Origin of the sequence: Paenibacillus sp. JGP012, from assembly GCF_014203995.1 — a bacterium.
Taxonomy (GTDB): domain Bacteria; phylum Bacillota; class Bacilli; order Paenibacillales; family Paenibacillaceae; genus Paenibacillus; species Paenibacillus silvae.
Genome location: NZ_JACHKG010000010.1, coordinates 80614 through 98428 on the forward strand (window position 1 = coordinate 80614; position 17815 = coordinate 98428).

Sequence of the window (17815 nt, forward strand, 5' to 3'; positions counted from 1 at the left end):
CCGTTAAAGAGTGGAGGAAGCCAATATGTCATCGTCAGTGTCAGATCAACAGCAAGTTCAGAACCGAATTCCCGTTACCGTGCTTAGCGGCTATCTCGGAGCAGGCAAAACCACATTGTTAAACCATGTGCTTCATAATCGGGAGGGCATGCGTGTCGCCGTCATCGTAAACGATCTCAGTGAAGTGAATATTGATGCAGGATTGATTCGTGACGGAGGCGGGTTATCGCGAATTGATGAGAAGCTCGTAGAGATGTCCAACGGCTGTATCTGTTGCACACTCCGAGAGGATTTGCTGAAAGAGGTCGAGCGGCTTGCGCTCGATGGTTCGTTTGACTACATCTTGATTGAATCAACAGGGATTGGCGAGCCGGTCCCGGTAGCGCAGACATTTACGTATATAGATGAGGAGCTGGGCATTGATTTGACCCAATTCACCCGCCTGGACACGATGGTTACAGTGGTCGATGCCGCTCAGTTCTGGCGTGACTTTTATTCAAAAGAGACATTAAAGGATCGGGGACAGGAAGCTGGGGAAGACGATGTGCGTGGTATTGTGCATTTGCTGACGGACCAGGTGGAATTCTGTGATGTTCTGGTGCTGAACAAGTGTGATCTGGTGTCCGAGGAGGAGCTGACCAAGCTGGAAAAAGCACTGCACGCGATGCAGCCTGAGGCCAAGCTGGTTCGTACAACGCATGGACAGATTGATCCGAGAGAGATTCTGAATACAGGACGCTTTGATTTTGAAAAAGCAAGCCAGTCCGCGGGCTGGATCCGCGAATTAATGAAGGAAGAACATACGCCTGAAACCGAGGAATACGGTATTCACTCGTTTGTATATCTTCGTAAACGCCCGTTTCATCCGGAGCGCCTGCTGCGCTGGATAGCCAAATGGCCGGATAGCATTGTACGCTCCAAAGGATTGATGTGGATGGCTACACGCAACCATATGGCGATATCGTTCAGCCACGCAGGAACCTCCAAACAGCTTGCACCTGCTGGAATATGGGTTGGTGCAATGAGCGAAGAGGAGCGGCATCTGCACTTTGGCGACACCCTGCCTGCTATTCCAGATTGGGATGATGAGTGGGGCGACCGGGTGACAAAACTTGTGTTTATCGGCATTGACATGGATCGTGCGACCATAGAGCGGACACTGGATGAAACGCTGCTTACCGATGAAGAAATGCAGATGAACTGGCGTGAGCTGAAAGACCCTTTTCCACAGTGGAGCTGATTCGATAATAAAGGAGGTTCAGGAAGCCTTATTTCCCGCTTTTTGAGCTGTTCTGAAATCTAACGAATCCAGGAGACGTTATTTTGTGAAATGAAGCCAATTTTGTCCCACATAGGACTGTTTCTGTCGAAATAGCGTTTCTGGGAATCGTTAGATTTGAAACTCGCTAAAAACGAAACTAATAAGGCTTCTCCTGATCGTTAGCGCCGAAGCAGGCAGGGCAACCCCCCAGTCATTTTCATGACTTATGGGACAGCCCCTTTATTGTAATGCTGCGCGAAATGGAATAACTGAATTGCAGGCTGCATCAATAAAAACCGCCATTTCCATTTATTTGTGACTAAAACCGAAAGAGAGATTTACTCCAAATGAGCCTGTCCAACTTCAAATGAACCTGTCCATCCTTCCGGGGATATGATGTGTGAATACAAAAATTTAACGAGGTAATTTACAAAGTTGACAAAAGAAAAGGCATAAGCTAGTATCATTAAATAGTAATTATTACGAATTAAAAAGAGGAGGCAACATCATGAGAGTCATTGTAACATTAGCCTGCACAGAGTGCGGAGATCGCAACTATACAACAACGAAGAACAAGCGTAACCATCCGGAGCGTCTGGAAATGAAAAAGTATTCGCCGCGTTTGAAGAAAATGACGATTCATCGGGAAACACGCTAAAATCAGGCAACACAATAAAACAAAAACATAAGTAAAAAAATTTTGAGTTCTCCAAATCGTAAAATTTACGAAAATGAAAGAGGGTACACCATGATTTTATCTTCCATGCGTGATGTTGTATTTGGATATGGCAAAGAGCCGGTCATTGATCAACTATCGCTGGATATTCATGTGGGTGAATTCGTTGGCATCACAGGCCCGAATGGTTCTGCGAAAACAACGATGCTGAAATTGCTGCTGGGGCTGTTAAAGCCCTGGAGCGGTTCGGTCCATATGAACACACAGCAGCTTCGAGGGGGCAAACTGGAAATAGGATATGTGCCACAGCAGGTGGCCTCGTTTAACAGCGGTTTTCCCAGCACGGTCATCGAACTGGTTCGTTCCGGCTGTTACCACAAGCTGGGGCTTTTTCGCAGGTTCACTGCGGACAAAGAAGCGATTGTTGAACGCAGCCTGCGTGAAGTGGGGATGTGGGAATATCGTAATACACGGGTTGGCGAACTGTCGGGCGGACAGAAGCAGCGCATCTGTATCGCACGGGCAATGGCTGCCCAGCCCCATGTGCTTGTGCTGGATGAACCGACTACAGGTATGGATCGGCGCAGCAGAGAAGGCTTCTATGATCTGATGCGTCATTATGCAGATGTGCACGGGCTGACCATTATTATGGTTACACATGGTCTGGAGGAGATCGGCAATCGGCTGGACCGGACGATCACGCTGGAGCGACAGGAAAGTGAGGAATGGCAGTGTTTGAGTACGAATTCATGCAACGTGCTTTCTGGGCTGGAGGGCTAATCGGGATGATTGCACCTATTCTGGGTGTATATCTGATGCTCAGACGGCAGGTACTGATGGCGGATACCCTTTCTCACGTTTCGCTTGCCGGCGTTGCGCTTGGTTCTGTCATGAACCTGAATCCCGTGCTGTGCGGCTTTGCGGTAGCCATGATCGGTGCTTTGCTGGTTGAACAGCTGCGGCGAAGCTATCGTACCTATAGCGAGGTGCCCGTGGCCATTATTATGACGTCGGGTCTGGCCTTAGCTGTTGTATTAATGAGTTTGAAGACCAATCTCTCCAAAACGTTCAGTTCATATCTGTTCGGTTCAATTGTAGCTGTAAGCAACACACAGCTTTGGATGATGGCAGCTGTATGCTTGATTGGCCTGGTCTTTTTTATGGGTCTGCGCAGACCGCTCTACAATCTGACCTTTGATGAAGAGACTGCCTCAATCGGGGGAGTTAAGGTCAAAGGATTATCGTTTGCATTTGCCATACTTACAGGAATGACTGTTGCCTCGGCCATGCCGATTGTCGGCGTACTGCTGGTGTCTGCACTGATTGTACTGCCGGCAGCGTTAGCCTTGAGGATATCACGCAGTTTTGCAACAGCAATCCTCATTGCGGTCATTGTGGGGTTGTCAGGTATTTTCAGCGGACTGACCGCTTCTTATCAATTGAATACACCACCAGGTGGAACGATTGCACTTATCCTGTTATTTTTCCTGTTGACCGGAATATCGGCTCAGAAGCTGATTTCACTATATAACCGTAAACGACACCGCTCAGTACAGCAACAGCAGACAGCGACACTATATATACATTCCAAAGGGAACACATAATATGAAATGGGGAACTTATGATATGAAATGGGCTAAAAATTCCGCGCTTGCACTGATTTTCAGCATGGCACTCGTTGTAACGGGCTGCGGGCAGAAGGCCCCGGCCGCGGAGTCGGATGCATCCACATCCACTCCGGCGGAAACGGAGCAAAAATTGAATGTGCAGGTCAGCTTCTATCCAATGTATGAATTTACGAAAAATGTAGCGGGCGATCTGGCAGATGTGCATACACTTGTTCCTACTGGAATGGAGCCGCATGACTGGGAGCCGACTCCTCAGGATATGGCCAGCATCGAAAAGGCAGATGTGCTCGTCTACAACGGAGCAGGCATGGAATCCTGGATTGATCAGGTCAAGGACAGTCTGAGCAGCAGCAAGCTGATCCAAGTCGAGGCGAGTCAAGGCATTAGCATTCGTGAGGGTGGAGAAGAGGAAGAGCATGACCACGACCATGCGGACGAGCATGATCACGCGGATGATGCTGCTGCAAAGGATGGTCACGACCATGCAGAAGCCAGCAGTGAAGAGCATGACCATGATCATGGCGGACTTGATCCTCATGTATGGTTATCTCCGGCACTGGCCATAAAAGAGGTTCGCAATATTGAAGCGGGACTGGCGAAGGCGGCACCTCAGCATGCAGATCAGTTCAAACAGAATGCTGACGCATATGTTGCCAAGCTCGAAGCACTGGATCAGGATTTCAAGGCGGCTGTGAAGGACAGCAAACGTAAAGACTTCATTACACAGCACGCGGCTTTTGCTTATTTGGCACAGGAGTACGGTCTTCAGCAGGTACCGATTGCCGGGTTGTCTCCTGAACAGGAGCCATCCGCAGCACAGATGGCGTCAGTGATTGATTTTGCCAAAGAACACAAGGTCAAAACAATCTTCTTCGAAACACTGGTATCCTCCAAAGTGTCCGATACAATTGCTCAGGAGGTTGGGGCCAAAACGGCTGTTTTAAATCCGATTGAAGGTCTGACCGAGGACGAAGTCAAAGCAGGCAAGGACTACATCAGTGTCATGAGAGAGAACATGGAGGCGCTGAAGCTGGCTCTGAATGAATAATCAGGAATTCTTATTCAATTTGATGCTCAGCACCGAAAAAGGTACAATATAACAACATGCTAAGGAATGAATGAGATCGATTCCTTTGCCTTTTGCGAAGCATAGAGCACAGCGATGTGCTCTTTTTCGCTTGAATCGACCGGATGAAGCAGAACAGGAGGATACGATGGACCCGCATGAACAATATGAAGAGCAGGAAGTACTGTTAAGTGAGCAGCCCGCCCAACTGTGGAGAAGACGAAAGCAGGAATTGATGCACTGGACCGAGCGGGATAAACAGGTTGTTTTTCCCAAACAGACAGCAATCTGGAACGGGATTGAGGTTGATACAGAGTTAGTCTCTACGCTAAACCTGCTGCATGAAGCAGGTGTGCAGACGGAGTTTTCATGTGCAGGTGTCAGTCCGCTGGATGAACCTGTCGATCACTCCCTGTATGCTTATGTAACGCTGATTCATAGCCCGGCATCCGAGCAGTTCGTGAAATATGCGCTGCAGCGAATGAAAAACCGATTATTGGTAACATATGAGCCCGGGCGCGGCCGATATGATCTTTCCTCTTTTTTCATTGGGCATAATCGCAGCTTCTGCTGGTGGATGGAACGATGTGCACTGGACTTCAAAAGACGAAACGAAGCAGGGGAAGTGCACGTAGTATAATGGGATAGGCTCGCTTACATGAAGGCAAGGAGGTCTGAACAGAGTGAACAAGTGGCTCAAAACGATTCTTTTTCTGATGGCCTCTGTATTTCTGACCCGGATGATCCCGTTCTCATCCTTATTTCGTAATCTGGATACGATGATTCATGAATTCGCGCATGCGCTAATGACACTGGTGTTGTCCGGCAAGGTGCTGCGGATTGAATTGTATGCGGACCACAGTGGTGTAACGTATTCATCCATGCTGACACCAGGAAGATCGATATTGGTTTCGCTGGCCGGATACATCGGGGCATCGCTGTTTGCATGGTTACTGTTCTATCTGTATCGCAAAGGTCGGCACATGTGGGGACTGGGATTAATGACGGCTGTGGCTCTTGTCTCATTGCTGTTATATGTCAGAGGAGAATTCGGCATGCTGTGGTTGACCGGGTTTATTGCTCTGAATGTGGTTATCATGATCTTCGGGGCGAAAATTGCCAAGTATTATTATTTGCTGCTCGCCTTCATTACGCTGGAGGAGTCAGTGGTCAGTGCGATGTATATCGGCTGGGCGTCCTGGATACGTCCTTCTCAGGCTGGAGATGCAGCGAATCTGGCACAGCAGACATTTCTGCCTGCGTTGTTCTGGGGTACGCTGTTTGCTTTGTTTGCTCTATGGTGTGCAAGGGGAGCGCTCACACTTTTCTTCCGCAAAGAAGGCACCGCAAAGGCGCCTAGGTCTCGCAGGTTCGACAGAGCATAATCGAGCGGTTATCACGGGAACAGGCTGCCATGCCTGAACGAAAAGCACTTCCTTTTCACAGAGAGAGGGAGTGTTTTTTTGCTTTTTCATTTCATGAACAGTAACGGTTAATCCCCGAGGTTATCCCACAATGCATAAAAATAATAAATTTCCTCCATAATCGCTTGGTCATCCTTCGCTGCAATACCACCCTGCATTCGTGCGATTGCACCCAGAATATCATAGATGCTCTCGCGTTCCACACTGAACTGAATACGATTGACGATACGATCCCAGGCTTGCATGGCATAGTCGACCTGTGCTTTGGCTTTGGTCCACTGCTTGTCCTGAACGTGCTTCTCCAGCAGCTGTATAGATTCGAATAACCGATCCTGCGTGCCAAAAGGTTTTTTCAGCCAAGGGCCGCTAGCCATAATAGCGATAAACAGCAACAACATGACAATGGGGATTGCATAGAGCAGCCATGATTGTTTTTTCATTTTCTGCCCTCCTTGTCAGTCCTCTTCAGGTTCTGTCTTTTCAGGTAACTGATCCTGGTACAGATCAATATACAGCTTGTCATTGGGTAAAATGGCGGCAAAGGCAATGTCCTGAATGGTCAGATTTTGTTTTTTTAATTGCTCGGATAACCATTGACTGCTTTTGTTTCGCTGCGCCAGATTTGGCTTGATCAGAATGCCATCAACGATCAGCTCAGTCATGAGCTTTTGTGGCGGTGGATGCATATGCATGTCACTTGTAGTGACGGGCTGCAGCTCCGGTTTCAGTGCAATGGAGAGGGTGCCATCCGGCTCCAGAATGCCATAATTGACGGTGGTCAGGTCAAATACATCCTTTTGCCGCAGCATCATGGTAAGCTCGTTGAACTTTACGCGCATTTTACTCAGATTCTGCTCCAGAATCTTCCCGTTCTGAATGACGAGTGTGGGTTCAGAGTCCATGATGTTGGAGAAGGCACGACTCTTGAGTGTAATGTATTGAAAGAGGATGGTAATTAGCGTAAATATGGTCAGGGCCACAAAATGAATCCATGCCTTGGACGACAAATCGGTCGCAAATGTTCCTGCAATGGAACCGATCGTAATGCCGTTAATATAATCAAAATAGGTCAGGTTGCCCATCTGCTGTTTTCCCAGCACCCTCGTATAAATAATTAAGGTGAGAAAAGCGATAATAGCTCGCACGGCAACGACCGTCGTTTCCTCCATCATGTACAGTTCACCGTCCTTTACATCCACAATCCTTGCCCACAAGCAGGCAACTTATTCCTTCTGCTCCAGACTGCAAACATGAAAAAACCGAAGCCCATGATGAAATCACGAGCTTCGGTTCGAGTTACAGATATATAGATAATCAATTCAAGAGGTAAAGTATGTGAAAAAAGAGTTTATACGCCTGAATAAGCCATGAATCCACCGTCTACAGGTACAACAATGCCCGTCACAAAGCCGGATTGCTGCTCATCTGCAAGCCACATTAATGTTCCCAGCAAATCCTCCGGTTTGCCGAAGCGGCGCATCGGTGTATGTGCGATGATTTTGCTGGAGCGTTCGGTTGGCGATCCGTCAGGCTGCAGGAGCAGATTACGATTCTGCTCGGTCAGGAAGAAGCCGGGGGCAATGGCGTTGACCCGAATGCCGGACTCCGCCAGATGCACGGCAAGCCACTGCGTGAAATTGTTAATGGCTGCTTTGGCAGCGCTGTACGCCGGAACTTTGGTCATAGGCGAAGGAGCACTCATGGACGATATATTGATAACTGTAGCCTGCACATCACGTTCAATCATCTGCTTGGCAAAAATCTGAGTAGGGATAAGGGAGCCGACAAAGTTCAGATCCATCACCTGACGAAAACCATCAACACTAACGTCAAAGAAGGTGGTTACATCCGGGTTGCCCAGATCCTCGGGTTTAAAAATTTCATTCGTTGTATTGGCACTTGCATGATTGCCACCTGCACCGTTAATCAAAATGTCACAAGGGCCGAGCTGCTCGCGAACGATATCCGCCGCTGCCTGCACACTGTCAGCCTGCGTTACATCACATGCAACGGCAATGGCACGACCACCTGCCTGCTCAATAGAAGCAGCCACTTCCTGACCCTTCGATACGGTACGGTTCAGAATGGCAATCTGTGCACCATGTCTGGCAAGCTCTTCAGCCATGGCACGGCACAAGACACCGGCACCACCGGTAATGACAGCCGTTTTGCCCTTCAGCCGTGACGTTTGTTCAGAATGTGAGATCGAGCTGTGCTCATTTGTACTCATGCGTTTGACCTCCTTTGCAGAGAATCCCAGACACCCCAGAGATACATAATACCGAGTGCACGGTCATACAGCCCGTAGCCCGGTCGGCATTGTTCTCCCCACAGATGTCGTCCATGATCGGGTCTTGCATATCCTTCAAAGCCAATATCGTGGTAAGCCTCCACAACACCCGCAATATCTACACTGCCGTCCTGACTGCGGTGAGACGTTTCAATAAAGTCACCATTGTCATAGACCTTCACATTACGAATGTGGGCAAACGGGATACGATCCTTGAACTCATGAATCATCGCAATGATATCATTGTCAGGATTGGCTCCGAGAGAACCGCTGCACAGGGTTACACTGTTAGCGGGGCTGTCATATAGCTTCAGGTATCTGCGAAGATTGTCCTGACTGATGATGATTTTAGGAAGACCAAAGATTGGCCAAGGCGGATCATCCGGGTGGATTGCCATTCGAATGCCAAGGCGTTCGGCAGTCGGGATGATCTCCTGCAGGAAATAACGGGCGTTCTCCCACATATCTTCTTCGGTTACATCCTTGTAGGCTTCAAACAAACTGGTCAGATACTGAAGACGTTCCGGCTCCCAGCCTGGCATGGTCAGCGCGGAGTTTTCTGTGATTTTGCGAACAAGCTCCAGCGGTTCGATGTTATGCAATTTGCTGCTTTCATAGAAAAGGGCAGTTGAACCGTCTTCCATCTCTTTGTGCATATCAGTACGAAGCCAATCAAAGATCGGCATGAAATTGTAACAGATGACTTTGACACCTACCTGGGCAAGTTTCTCCATCGTTTTAATGTAATTTGCAATATATTTGTCCCGGGAAGGCAATCCAAGCTTGATATCCTCATGAATGTTAACGCTCTCTACAACATCCAGGTGCAGCCCGGCTTTGTCCGCAGCTGCCTTGACCGCGAGAATTTTGTCCATCGGCCACTCATCGCCGGCGGGAACATCATGCAAGGCCCATACGATACCTTCAACTCCAGGAATTTGCCGAATGTGATCCAGTGAAACTGTGTCATTGCCTTCGCCAAACCAGCGAAAAACCATCTTCATTCCATTCACCTCATCATGATTAGTGGAAGCTGCTTTAAACTTTGTGATGTGGGGGCAGTAAATGTAGCTTATTGAAAATAGGAAGCATATGTATCCCGAAGCATAGTCAGGTCCGTCACGGTCAGGTGCAGATGCTCCTGTGCCAGACGTTCTGCCTGATCTGCATCCTGCTGCTGGATCGCTCGAACCATGGATCTGTGCTGCTCGATCAGGTGATCCCAATGATGATCCGAGGACAGACGAAGCATACGGCTTCGATTCAAATGCACACTCATCTGCTCAATCACGGTCCAGGTTTTACTTTTGTTACAGCCTGCAAAAAGAGTGCTATGGAACTCCTCGTCCAGTTGAAACATACGCCGATCATCCGGTTCCTTCAGGCATTGCTGCTGGAGTGTAAGATTTTGTTCAAGAGCTGACATCTGCTCGGCCGGAAAATGTGCACATGCCAGACGAATGACTGCTCGTTCAAGATGCTCTCGCATGAATCTGGCTTCTTCAACCAGATCTACATGAATGAGGGAGACATACGTCCCGCGCTGCGGATACACTTCCAGCAAACCTTCCTGGGCCAGCCTTACAAAGCTTTCGCGGACAGGCGTTCGGCTAACCTGGAAGTCCAGCGAGATTTCCTTCTCCGATATGGCTGTGCCCGGTGGCAGTTCCAGACTCAAAATCTGTTGTTTCAGCGTGTCATAAACAAGATCTCGCGTGGAGTAGGCCTGTTTGTTCAGCGCAGACAGATGACTTGTTATGGGCGGCAAGGCGGCTTTGGTTGACAACTTCGGGATTTGATCCACAACTTCAACTCCTTCATTGCCATACTACCATACAAGTATGGTGAAATGGAAGCGTTTTATTTTTTGCCAAAATCTATGGAAACCATTGAATGATATGAGAGTATCGATTAAACGGGGAGAAGAACATGGTTGCGATTGTTTCCGGTTTGTAATATTATTTAACTATTAGGTTTAAACGTTTAAACTAAACGACGTAAATAAAAAGTCAAAATAAATCAGAAATAGACAAATGAGGTGCAAAGATGAGCCAGAAGGCAATATCCATTTTCCAGACCTGTATTCCGTTGTTTCAGGTGTTAAGCGACAATCATCGCCAGTCGATCTTGCTGATGCTTAGTGAACAAGGCAGGATGACGGTAAATGAAATTACGGAACAATCCAGTCTTTCCCGTCCAGCCATATCCCATCATCTGAAGCTGCTGCTCGAGAAGGGTCTGATCTCGGTGGAACAGAAGGGCACACAGCGTTATTATTCGGCTTCCCTGCATGCTTCCGTTGATCTATTGAAACAGCTTGTTGCCGCTTTGGAAGAGGAATGCTTGTAATTGGAACCATGTAAAACGATCGGTCATAGGCCGACCAAAAGCAAGAAGCTATGTTTGCCAACGACAGCATGCCTCGGCATGCATAATATATGTTCGTAGGTTTAAACCTTTAATAACTACTTTTAAACACTATATTAATTGAGGAGTGAAGCAACTATGACAACGTTACAGGAGTTAAGCAGTGAAGATGTTCAAGTGATTTTGACAAAACAACAGTCGTTTTTTCGTTCAGGTGCCACACGTTCGGCTGAAGTGAGAATACAGAGGCTAACCCGCCTGAAGCAGGCTATACAGAAGTACGAAACCAGACTGACAGAGGCGTTATATCAAGACCTGGGCAAGAGTGAATTCGAGTCATACACGACGGAGATTGGTTTTATGCTGGATAGCATCACACACACGATTCGCAAGATATCAAAGTGGATGAAACCTACCAAAGTCAAAACTCAAGTGGCACTTCTCGGTTCCAAAAGCTGCATCATTCCTGAGCCATACGGTGCGGTTCTGATCGTTGGACCATTCAATTATCCATTCCAGCTTCTCATCGAACCACTGGTTGGTGCAATTGCTGCGGGCAATACGGCGGTGCTTAAAGCATCGGAGCATACCCCAGCCGTATCTGCTGTTGTACGGGAGTTGATTGGCGAGGTGTTCGAGCCAGAGTACGTGCAGGTCGTCGAAGGGGCCAAGGATACAACAACAGCGCTGATTCATGCGCCATTTGATTATATTTTTTTCACAGGCAGTGTACCGGTCGGGAAAATTGTAATGCAGGCTGCGGCCCAAAACCTCGTGCCTGTCACGTTGGAGCTAGGTGGCAAAAGCCCTGTCATCGTGGATGAACAGGCTGATATCCAAGTGGCGGCTGAACGCATTATCTGGGGCAAGCTGCTCAATACAGGGCAGACCTGTATCGCACCCGATTATTTGCTTGTACATGAGCGTGTAAAACAGCCCTTGATTGAAGCATTGAAAGGAGCGATTGTTGCTTTCTTCGGAACAGAGATTCAAAATAATAAGGATTACGGACGCATTGTTAACCATGCACACTTTAAACGATTAACCACACTCATTGAAAGAGATCGCGAGAAGGTGATTTATGGCGGGGCTTCGGATGAGGAGCGTCGTTTTATCGAGCCCACTTTAATTGATGCTTCATGGGATGCAGCCACGATGGAGGACGAGATTTTTGGGCCTATTTTGCCAATAATCAGTTATGGTCACCTGGATGAAGCGATTGCTCAGATTGTGAAACGTCCCAAGCCGCTTGCATTGTATTTGTTCACTTCCAATAAGGATGTTCAGGATAAAGTATTAACCGAGGTTTCCTTTGGCGGCGGCTGTATTAACGATACGATTACACATGTTGCCAATCCACGTCTGCCGTTTGGAGGAGTCGGTCATTCAGGTATAGGCTCATATCATGGGCGGTATAGCTTTGAGACTTTTTCTCATATGAAGAGTATTCTGAAAAAAAGCACCAGGATTAACCCGCCTGTGTTGTACCCGCCGTATGATAACAAGCTGAAGCTGATCAAGCGTTTGCTGAAATAGCAGCTAACCATCGCTTATAGACATGAAGTGCTGTTAAGCGATCATAAAGGAATATATCTTCTAACAGCCTGCTGCTGGACTATTCCAGGGCAGGCTGTTCCTGTCTGTACCGGGAGGGCGACATACCCGACCACCGTTTAAATTGACGACTGAAATGGGCAATGTCTTTATAACCGAGCATTAGCGCAATATTTTGCACAGAGAGCTGGGGGTTGCCTAACAGAACTTTAGCCTCATGCAGCACCATCTGGGATAATACCGCTCGAGGAGACTGTCCAAATACCTGCTTGAATACCCGATTGCAATGTGAAGTACTGATCCCCAGTTCAGCCGCGATATCATCAATGCCATAGTGACTGTCGGACTCGTGTCCTTGCTTGAATTGCTGACTCATCAGACCTTGGAGCCGAGTACGGATCATGTGTGCCAGTTCAATTCGCTCGTATCCATCCGTAAACGTCTGGGCTGCTTCCTGGGACACGGTCTCCCACAGATGCCCGAACAGCTCGAATACCGCCGACTGCAGCTGCATGCGCTGCACCATTGCGCTGCCCGACTGGTCATGAGCTGAGGACATGAGCTTGTGCAAGACGGGCTCGATCTGCCGAGTTACGGGGCTGTCTGCGCTGAACAAGACCTGTTTGATTCGAGCCAGAAGGGAGAGGAAGAGCTGATCATCAATGTCGAAATGCATGCAGAAGTAAGTAAAGCCCTGCCCGTTCCGGCTCTGACTGGAGTGCACGCTTCCCGGCGGGATCAGGAGCAGCTCGCCCGCATGTTGTACATATAACGTGCCGTTGATGGTCATATACTGGACACCCTCTGTTACGTAGTTCAGCTCATACTGAGGGTGCTCATGCGCGGGATAGTCCCAATCTTTCCCGACACTGCGCAGGTGGATTGCGAACAGATTGACGGTTGTTTGTACATCCGGGTAAAAAACTTCATGCACATTTTCTCCAAGGTCGGGCGGTAAATAGGTGGAAGACATCTGAATTTCTCCTTATGTATGTTTCTTTTTATACCTGTATTTATAAAAGTAGCCATAAAGCCGAATGGTTGTAACCGCTTTATATTTTAACATACATCAGCTTGATTTGGGTAAATATCCGATTGATTTGATCATGGTATGCGTGGGCAGTGCGTGGTAGGATGGGGCTAATGAAAACGTATGCATATCTATTCCGAGAGGGGTTACGGAGAATGAGTACAGCCAGATCTATTTTTTACAATGCGCATCACGCACCAATCGGGGCATTTGCCAGTTTCACGCTAGGTTACAAGGGGGCCAAAGGCGGATTGGGTCTTGAACTCGGCAAGCCGGCAGACCAGAATGTATATATTGGATTACAGGCTCGTGATGAAGAGCATTATCAGGCATTGCCTTTCTACGAGGCAAGCGAGGATGAGAGCAGCCGTTATGATGTGGAGAAGCTCGAGAACGGAAATCAGACAACAGATGGCTCAGGGGCGCACCCGCTGATCGCTACGTTTCGGGATGAAGATATCACGCGTGAGTTCACTTCAGGCACAGATACGTGGAATGCGGGTGATCTGCAGTTCCGTATCTATTCACCTGTACGTTCTGTTCCAGACCCGACAAGCGGCGATCGTGAAGCTCTGATGGATGCGCTTGTGCCAGCGGTATTGGTAGAGCTGACCATTGACAACAGTCAAGGCACAAAGACGCGTAAAGGCTACTTCGGTTATCAAGGCAGTGATCCATATTCTGCGATGCGTTTGATTGGTGGACCTGAGGGCGGATCATTGACCGGGGTTGGACAAGGCCGACTGACCGCGATTGTATCCAAAAATGAAGGCCTGTGGCCGGCGCGCGGATTCACACTGGAGAAGATTCTGGAGGAAAAGCACCGGGATAATCTTGCCTTTGGCCTAGGGTCTACATCTGTACTGCTGATGGAGGTGCCGGCAGGCGAGAAGCGTACATTCCAGTTCGCAGTATGTTTCTATCGCGGCGGAAATGTCACGACCGGCATGGACACAACGTATTGGTACACTCGTTATTTCTCAGACATTCTGGAGGCGGGTGAGTATGCGCTGAACCGATTTGATGTGTTGACTGCATCCTGCGCCGAGGTGGATCAGCGCCTTGGAACGGCAGCGCTTAGTGAGGATCAATCCTTCATGCTGGCTCATTCCATTCACAGTTATTACGCCAGCACACAATTGCTGGAGGCCGATGGCGAGCCGCTATGGATTGTCAATGAAGGGGAATACCGGATGATGAATACGCTGGATCTGACCGCAGACCAGCTGTATTTCGAGCTTGCTCTCAATCCCTGGACAGTGCGCAACGAGCTGGAATGGTTTGTGAAACGTTACAGTTATACGGATGAGGTGCGTTTCCCGGGAGAAGAGAAACTGTATCCAGGCGGGATTACGTTTACGCATGACATTGGTATTGCCAATGTATTCTCTCGTCCGGGCCACTCGGCATACGAACTGGTCGGCATTGATGAATGCTTCTCACAGATGAGCCATGAAGAGCTGGTGAACTGGCTTTGCTGTGCAACAGTCTATATTGAACAGACGAAGGATCGGGATTTTGTGCAGAAGATGCTGCCAGTGATTCAGGAGTGCTTCGAAAGCATGCTTAACCGCGATCATCCTGAAGAGGCAGAGCGTAATGGCTTGATGGGTCTCGATAGCAGCCGTACTCAGGGTGGAGCAGAGATTACAACGTACGACAGTCTGGATGTATCACTCGGACAATCTCGCAACAATATCTATCTTGCTGGCAAGTGCTGGGCCGTATATGTTGCCCTGGAGAAGCTGTTTGCAGGGGAGAAGCTGACTGAACTGTCTCATCAGGCAGGCAAGCAGGCAGATCGCTGTGCAGCAAGCGTGGCAGCTCAGTTGACCGATGGTGGTTATATCCCAGCTGTCATTGCAGAAAACAATGATTCCCGTATTATTCCGGCCATTGAAGGCCTGGTATTCCCGTACTTTACAGGCTGTGAAGCAGCACTGGATATTAACGGCCGATTCGGATCCTATATAAAGGCACTCCACACACATCTGCAGACGGTACTTGTTCCGGGAACTTGTCTGTTTGAAGATGGAGGATGGAAGCTGTCTTCCACAAGCAACAACTCCTGGCTTAGCAAAATCTATCTGTCGCAATTTATTGCTCGTGAGATACTTGGCGTGGAATGGGATGAGTCCGGGAAAGCTGCAGACGCTGCTCATGTGAAATGGCTGCTTCATCCAGAAGAGTCCTACTGGTGCTGGAGTGATCAGATTTTGTCCGGTGTTGCGGTGGGCAGCAAATACTATCCACGCGGCGTGACCTCCATTCTGTGGCTGCTTGAAGGAAAAGGCAATCGTCTGGCAGAGATTTATGCAAGCAAGGAGGCTGTACGATGAGTCAAACTACCATTCAATCCGGTCTGTCCGGTCCACAGTATGATGCCTGGCTGGGTTATCACGCTGCACTGCCAGGAGCGAACGATGCTGCACGAAAGGCAGCTCCTCTCTGGAGCAAGCGGGTTGAAGTACAGGAACAGCATGAAGTGATGGATACAGCACTTACTGAGCTCTCCCAAGGGCTCGGTAAGTTATATGGTGTCCAGCCCGAAATTATGAAATCTCAAGCGCAGGGCTCACAGCAGAACGAACGTGGACCAGCTATCCGGTTGGGTACTTGGGCCGGGAGTGATTTCGCAGCGAACGTGCTTACCGATGCTGAGCGTGCCGCTGTACATGGTGAAGGGTTCATCATTCGGGAAGATGAGTTACAACGTGAACTGGTGATTGGTTCAGAAACACCGCAAGGTATTTTGTATGCAGTCTTTCATTTGCTTCGCGAATTGACATTGAAGCAGGACAGCGCCGAAGCTGGCACAGCCGGTGCCGCTCATGACAATCAGCCTGAGCGAATTGTCATGAGAGAGCAGCCTGTGAATTCGTTGCGAATGATCAATCAGTGGGATAACGTGGACGGCAGTATTGAGCGGGGGTATGCCGGACGTTCTATTTTTTATGAAAACGGAGAATTCACACAAGATATAGGTCGCATTCGAGACTATGCACGGCTGCTTGCCTCCACCGGTATTAATGCGGTAGCGATCAATAACGTCAATGTTCACAGGAAAGAGAGCCTGTTCCTCACCGAACGGTATCTGGGTGATGTTGCAAAGGTCGCCACTGCGTTCAGAGCGTATGGCATTCGTTTATTTCTCAGTGCCAACTATGCGAATCCGATTGAAGTAGGCGGGCTGCAAACCGCTGATCCGCTCGATGAGCAGGTACGGGAATGGTGGAACATCCAGACCGCGAAGGTATATGCTGCAATTCCTGATTTCGGTGGTTACCTGATCAAGGCCGACTCTGAAAATAGACCGGGGCCGTTCACTTACAATCGTGATCATGCAGATGGAGCCAACATGCTGGCTGAAGCTCTTCGTCCGTTTGGCGGGCTGCTTATCTGGCGCTGCTTTGTATACAACTGCAAGCAGGACTGGCGAGATCGTTCTACAGACCGTGCACGTGCCGCTTATGATCATTTCAAGCCGTTAGACGGCCGGTTTGCGGATAACGTTATTTTGCAGATCAAAAATGGACCGATGGATTTCCAGGTAAGGGAGGCCGTCTCACCTCTATTCGGAGCAATGGAAAACACAAATCAGATCATTGAGTTCCAGATCACGCAGGAATACACAGGGCAGCAGCGACATCTGGCGTATCTTGTGCCTCAGTGGAAGGAAGTACTGGATTTCGACACGTATGCCAAAGGTAAGGGCTCCGAGATCAAACGCATTGCTGACGGCTCGCTTTATCAGCGTCCATATAGCGGGTTCGCCGCGGTATCCAATATTGGTGCTGATGCATGCTGGACCGGGCATCCGCTGGCTCAAGCCAATCTGTACGGCTATGGCAGACTGGGATGGAATCCCGAGCTGTCAGCAGAGCAGATTGCAGATGAGTGGGTGCGTTTAACGTTCGGTCATGATGAGCAGGTCGTTGAGCGGATTACGGGGATGCTGTTATCCTCACTGGATATCTATGAAAAGTATACGGCCCCTCTCGGGGTAGGCTGGATGGTGAATCCGGATCATCACTACGGGCCAAATGTGGATGGGTATGAGTATTCCAAGTGGGGAACGTATCACTTTGCCGATTGTTATGGAATTGGGGTTGATCGGACGGTAAAAAATGGTACAGGATACACGTCACAATATCATCCTGAAAATGCGGCTCGATATGAATCATTGGAGACTTGTCCGGATGAGCTGATTCTCTTTTTCCATCATGTGCCTTATACGCATGTGCTGCACTCCGGTAAAACGGTCATACAGCATATCTACGACACTCATTTCGAAGGGGTAGAGCAGGCAGAAGCACTGGCGGAAACCTGGAGAGAACTGGAGGGCAAGGTGGACCCGGTAATTTACTGCAAGGTGGCTGAACTGCAGGCGGAACAGGCAGAGCATGCGAAGGAATGGCGGGATATGATCAACACCTATTTCTACCGCAAAAGCGGTATTCAGGATGAGCATGCAAGAAAGATTTATTAATAGTGAACAGTACCGCGTTTTCTTTGTTAT

At 48.8% G+C, this 17815-nt stretch carries 17 protein-coding genes; 11 read left to right on the top strand and 6 right to left on the bottom strand.

Annotated features, from left to right (window positions below; genetic code table 11):
* Positions 1–25: 25 nt before the first annotated feature.
* From HNR77_RS14310 to HNR77_RS14340, 7 genes are all read left to right on the top strand, one after another.
* Complete coding sequence (locus HNR77_RS14310; protein ID WP_184185371.1) at positions 26–1240, top strand: GTP-binding protein; 1215 nt, start codon at positions 26–28, stop codon at positions 1238–1240.
* A 529-nt stretch (positions 1241–1769) separates the two neighbouring features.
* Complete coding sequence (gene rpmG, locus HNR77_RS14315) at positions 1770–1919, top strand: 50S ribosomal protein L33 (protein ID WP_036613813.1); 150 nt, start codon at positions 1770–1772, stop codon at positions 1917–1919.
* A 90-nt stretch (positions 1920–2009) separates the two neighbouring features.
* Positions 2010–2717, top strand: coding sequence for a metal ABC transporter ATP-binding protein (locus HNR77_RS14320; RefSeq protein ID WP_184185374.1), 708 nt, complete (start codon positions 2010–2012; stop codon positions 2715–2717).
* Positions 2663–3541, top strand: a complete 879-nt coding sequence (locus tag HNR77_RS14325; protein WP_184185377.1) for a metal ABC transporter permease — start codon at positions 2663–2665, stop codon at positions 3539–3541. The genes HNR77_RS14320 and HNR77_RS14325 overlap by 55 nt, the downstream gene beginning before the upstream one ends.
* Positions 3542–3563: 22 nt before the next feature.
* Positions 3564–4613, top strand: a complete 1050-nt coding sequence (locus HNR77_RS14330) for a metal ABC transporter substrate-binding protein (protein WP_184185380.1) — start codon at positions 3564–3566, stop codon at positions 4611–4613.
* A 130-nt stretch (positions 4614–4743) separates the two neighbouring features.
* Positions 4744–5271, top strand: coding sequence for a hypothetical protein (locus HNR77_RS14335; RefSeq protein ID WP_311768622.1), 528 nt, complete (start codon positions 4744–4746; stop codon positions 5269–5271).
* 43 nt (positions 5272–5314) lie between these two features.
* Entirely contained in the window at positions 5315–6016 is a 702-nt protein-coding gene (locus tag HNR77_RS14340) for a M50 family metallopeptidase (RefSeq protein WP_184185383.1), read from the top strand.
* A 107-nt stretch (positions 6017–6123) separates the two neighbouring features.
* Here the strand turns inward: HNR77_RS14340 and HNR77_RS14345 are convergent, their stop codons facing one another.
* The 5 genes from HNR77_RS14345 to HNR77_RS14365 all read right to left on the bottom strand — a co-directional run bounded on the left by HNR77_RS14345 (position 6124) and on the right by HNR77_RS14365 (position 10092).
* A complete protein-coding gene (locus HNR77_RS14345) occupies positions 6124–6495 on the bottom strand; it encodes a DUF4363 family protein (RefSeq protein WP_184185386.1) in 372 nt (123 codons plus the stop codon).
* Positions 6496–6510: 15 nt separating this feature from the next.
* Positions 6511–7254, bottom strand: a complete 744-nt coding sequence (locus HNR77_RS14350; RefSeq protein ID WP_311768623.1) for a DUF421 domain-containing protein — start codon at positions 7252–7254, stop codon at positions 6511–6513.
* Between the two features lie 149 nt (positions 7255–7403).
* Positions 7404–8285 carry an SDR family oxidoreductase gene (locus HNR77_RS14355; protein ID WP_184185389.1) on the bottom strand — a complete coding sequence of 294 codons (882 nt, stop codon included), beginning with the start codon at positions 8283–8285 and terminating at the stop codon, positions 7404–7406.
* A complete protein-coding gene (uxuA, locus tag HNR77_RS14360) occupies positions 8282–9349 on the bottom strand; it encodes a mannonate dehydratase (protein WP_184185392.1) in 1068 nt (355 codons plus the stop codon). Before uxuA ends, HNR77_RS14355 begins: the two co-directional genes overlap by 4 nt.
* Positions 9350–9417: 68 nt before the next feature.
* On the bottom strand, positions 9418–10092 hold the full coding sequence (locus tag HNR77_RS14365; RefSeq protein WP_221443854.1) for a GntR family transcriptional regulator: 675 nt from the start codon (positions 10090–10092) through the stop codon (positions 9418–9420).
* A gap of 299 nt (positions 10093–10391) precedes the next feature.
* Between HNR77_RS14365 and HNR77_RS14370 the strand changes: the two genes are divergently transcribed.
* Together HNR77_RS14370 and HNR77_RS14375 are read left to right on the top strand one after the other, a co-directional pair.
* Positions 10392–10694, top strand: a complete 303-nt coding sequence (locus HNR77_RS14370) for an ArsR/SmtB family transcription factor (protein WP_111270827.1) — start codon at positions 10392–10394, stop codon at positions 10692–10694.
* Positions 10695–10850: 156 nt separating this feature from the next.
* Positions 10851–12248: an aldehyde dehydrogenase gene (locus HNR77_RS14375; protein ID WP_184185399.1), complete on the top strand. Its 1398-nt coding sequence runs from the start codon at positions 10851–10853 to the stop codon at positions 12246–12248.
* A 79-nt stretch (positions 12249–12327) separates the two neighbouring features.
* Here the strand turns inward: HNR77_RS14375 and HNR77_RS14380 are convergent, their stop codons facing one another.
* The gene (locus tag HNR77_RS14380; protein ID WP_184185402.1) at positions 12328–13239 is read right to left on the bottom strand and encodes a helix-turn-helix domain-containing protein; all 912 of its coding nucleotides are present in this window, start codon (positions 13237–13239) and stop codon (positions 12328–12330) included.
* A gap of 212 nt (positions 13240–13451) precedes the next feature.
* Between HNR77_RS14380 and HNR77_RS14385 the strand changes: the two genes are divergently transcribed.
* Both HNR77_RS14385 and HNR77_RS14390 read left to right on the top strand, forming a co-directional pair.
* Positions 13452–15635, top strand: coding sequence for a glycoside hydrolase family 52 protein (locus tag HNR77_RS14385; RefSeq protein ID WP_184185406.1), 2184 nt, complete (start codon positions 13452–13454; stop codon positions 15633–15635).
* Positions 15632–17785 carry an alpha-glucuronidase family glycosyl hydrolase gene (locus HNR77_RS14390; RefSeq protein WP_184185409.1) on the top strand — a complete coding sequence of 718 codons (2154 nt, stop codon included), beginning with the start codon at positions 15632–15634 and terminating at the stop codon, positions 17783–17785. Before HNR77_RS14385 ends, HNR77_RS14390 begins: the two co-directional genes overlap by 4 nt.
* Positions 17786–17815 lie beyond the last annotated feature (30 nt).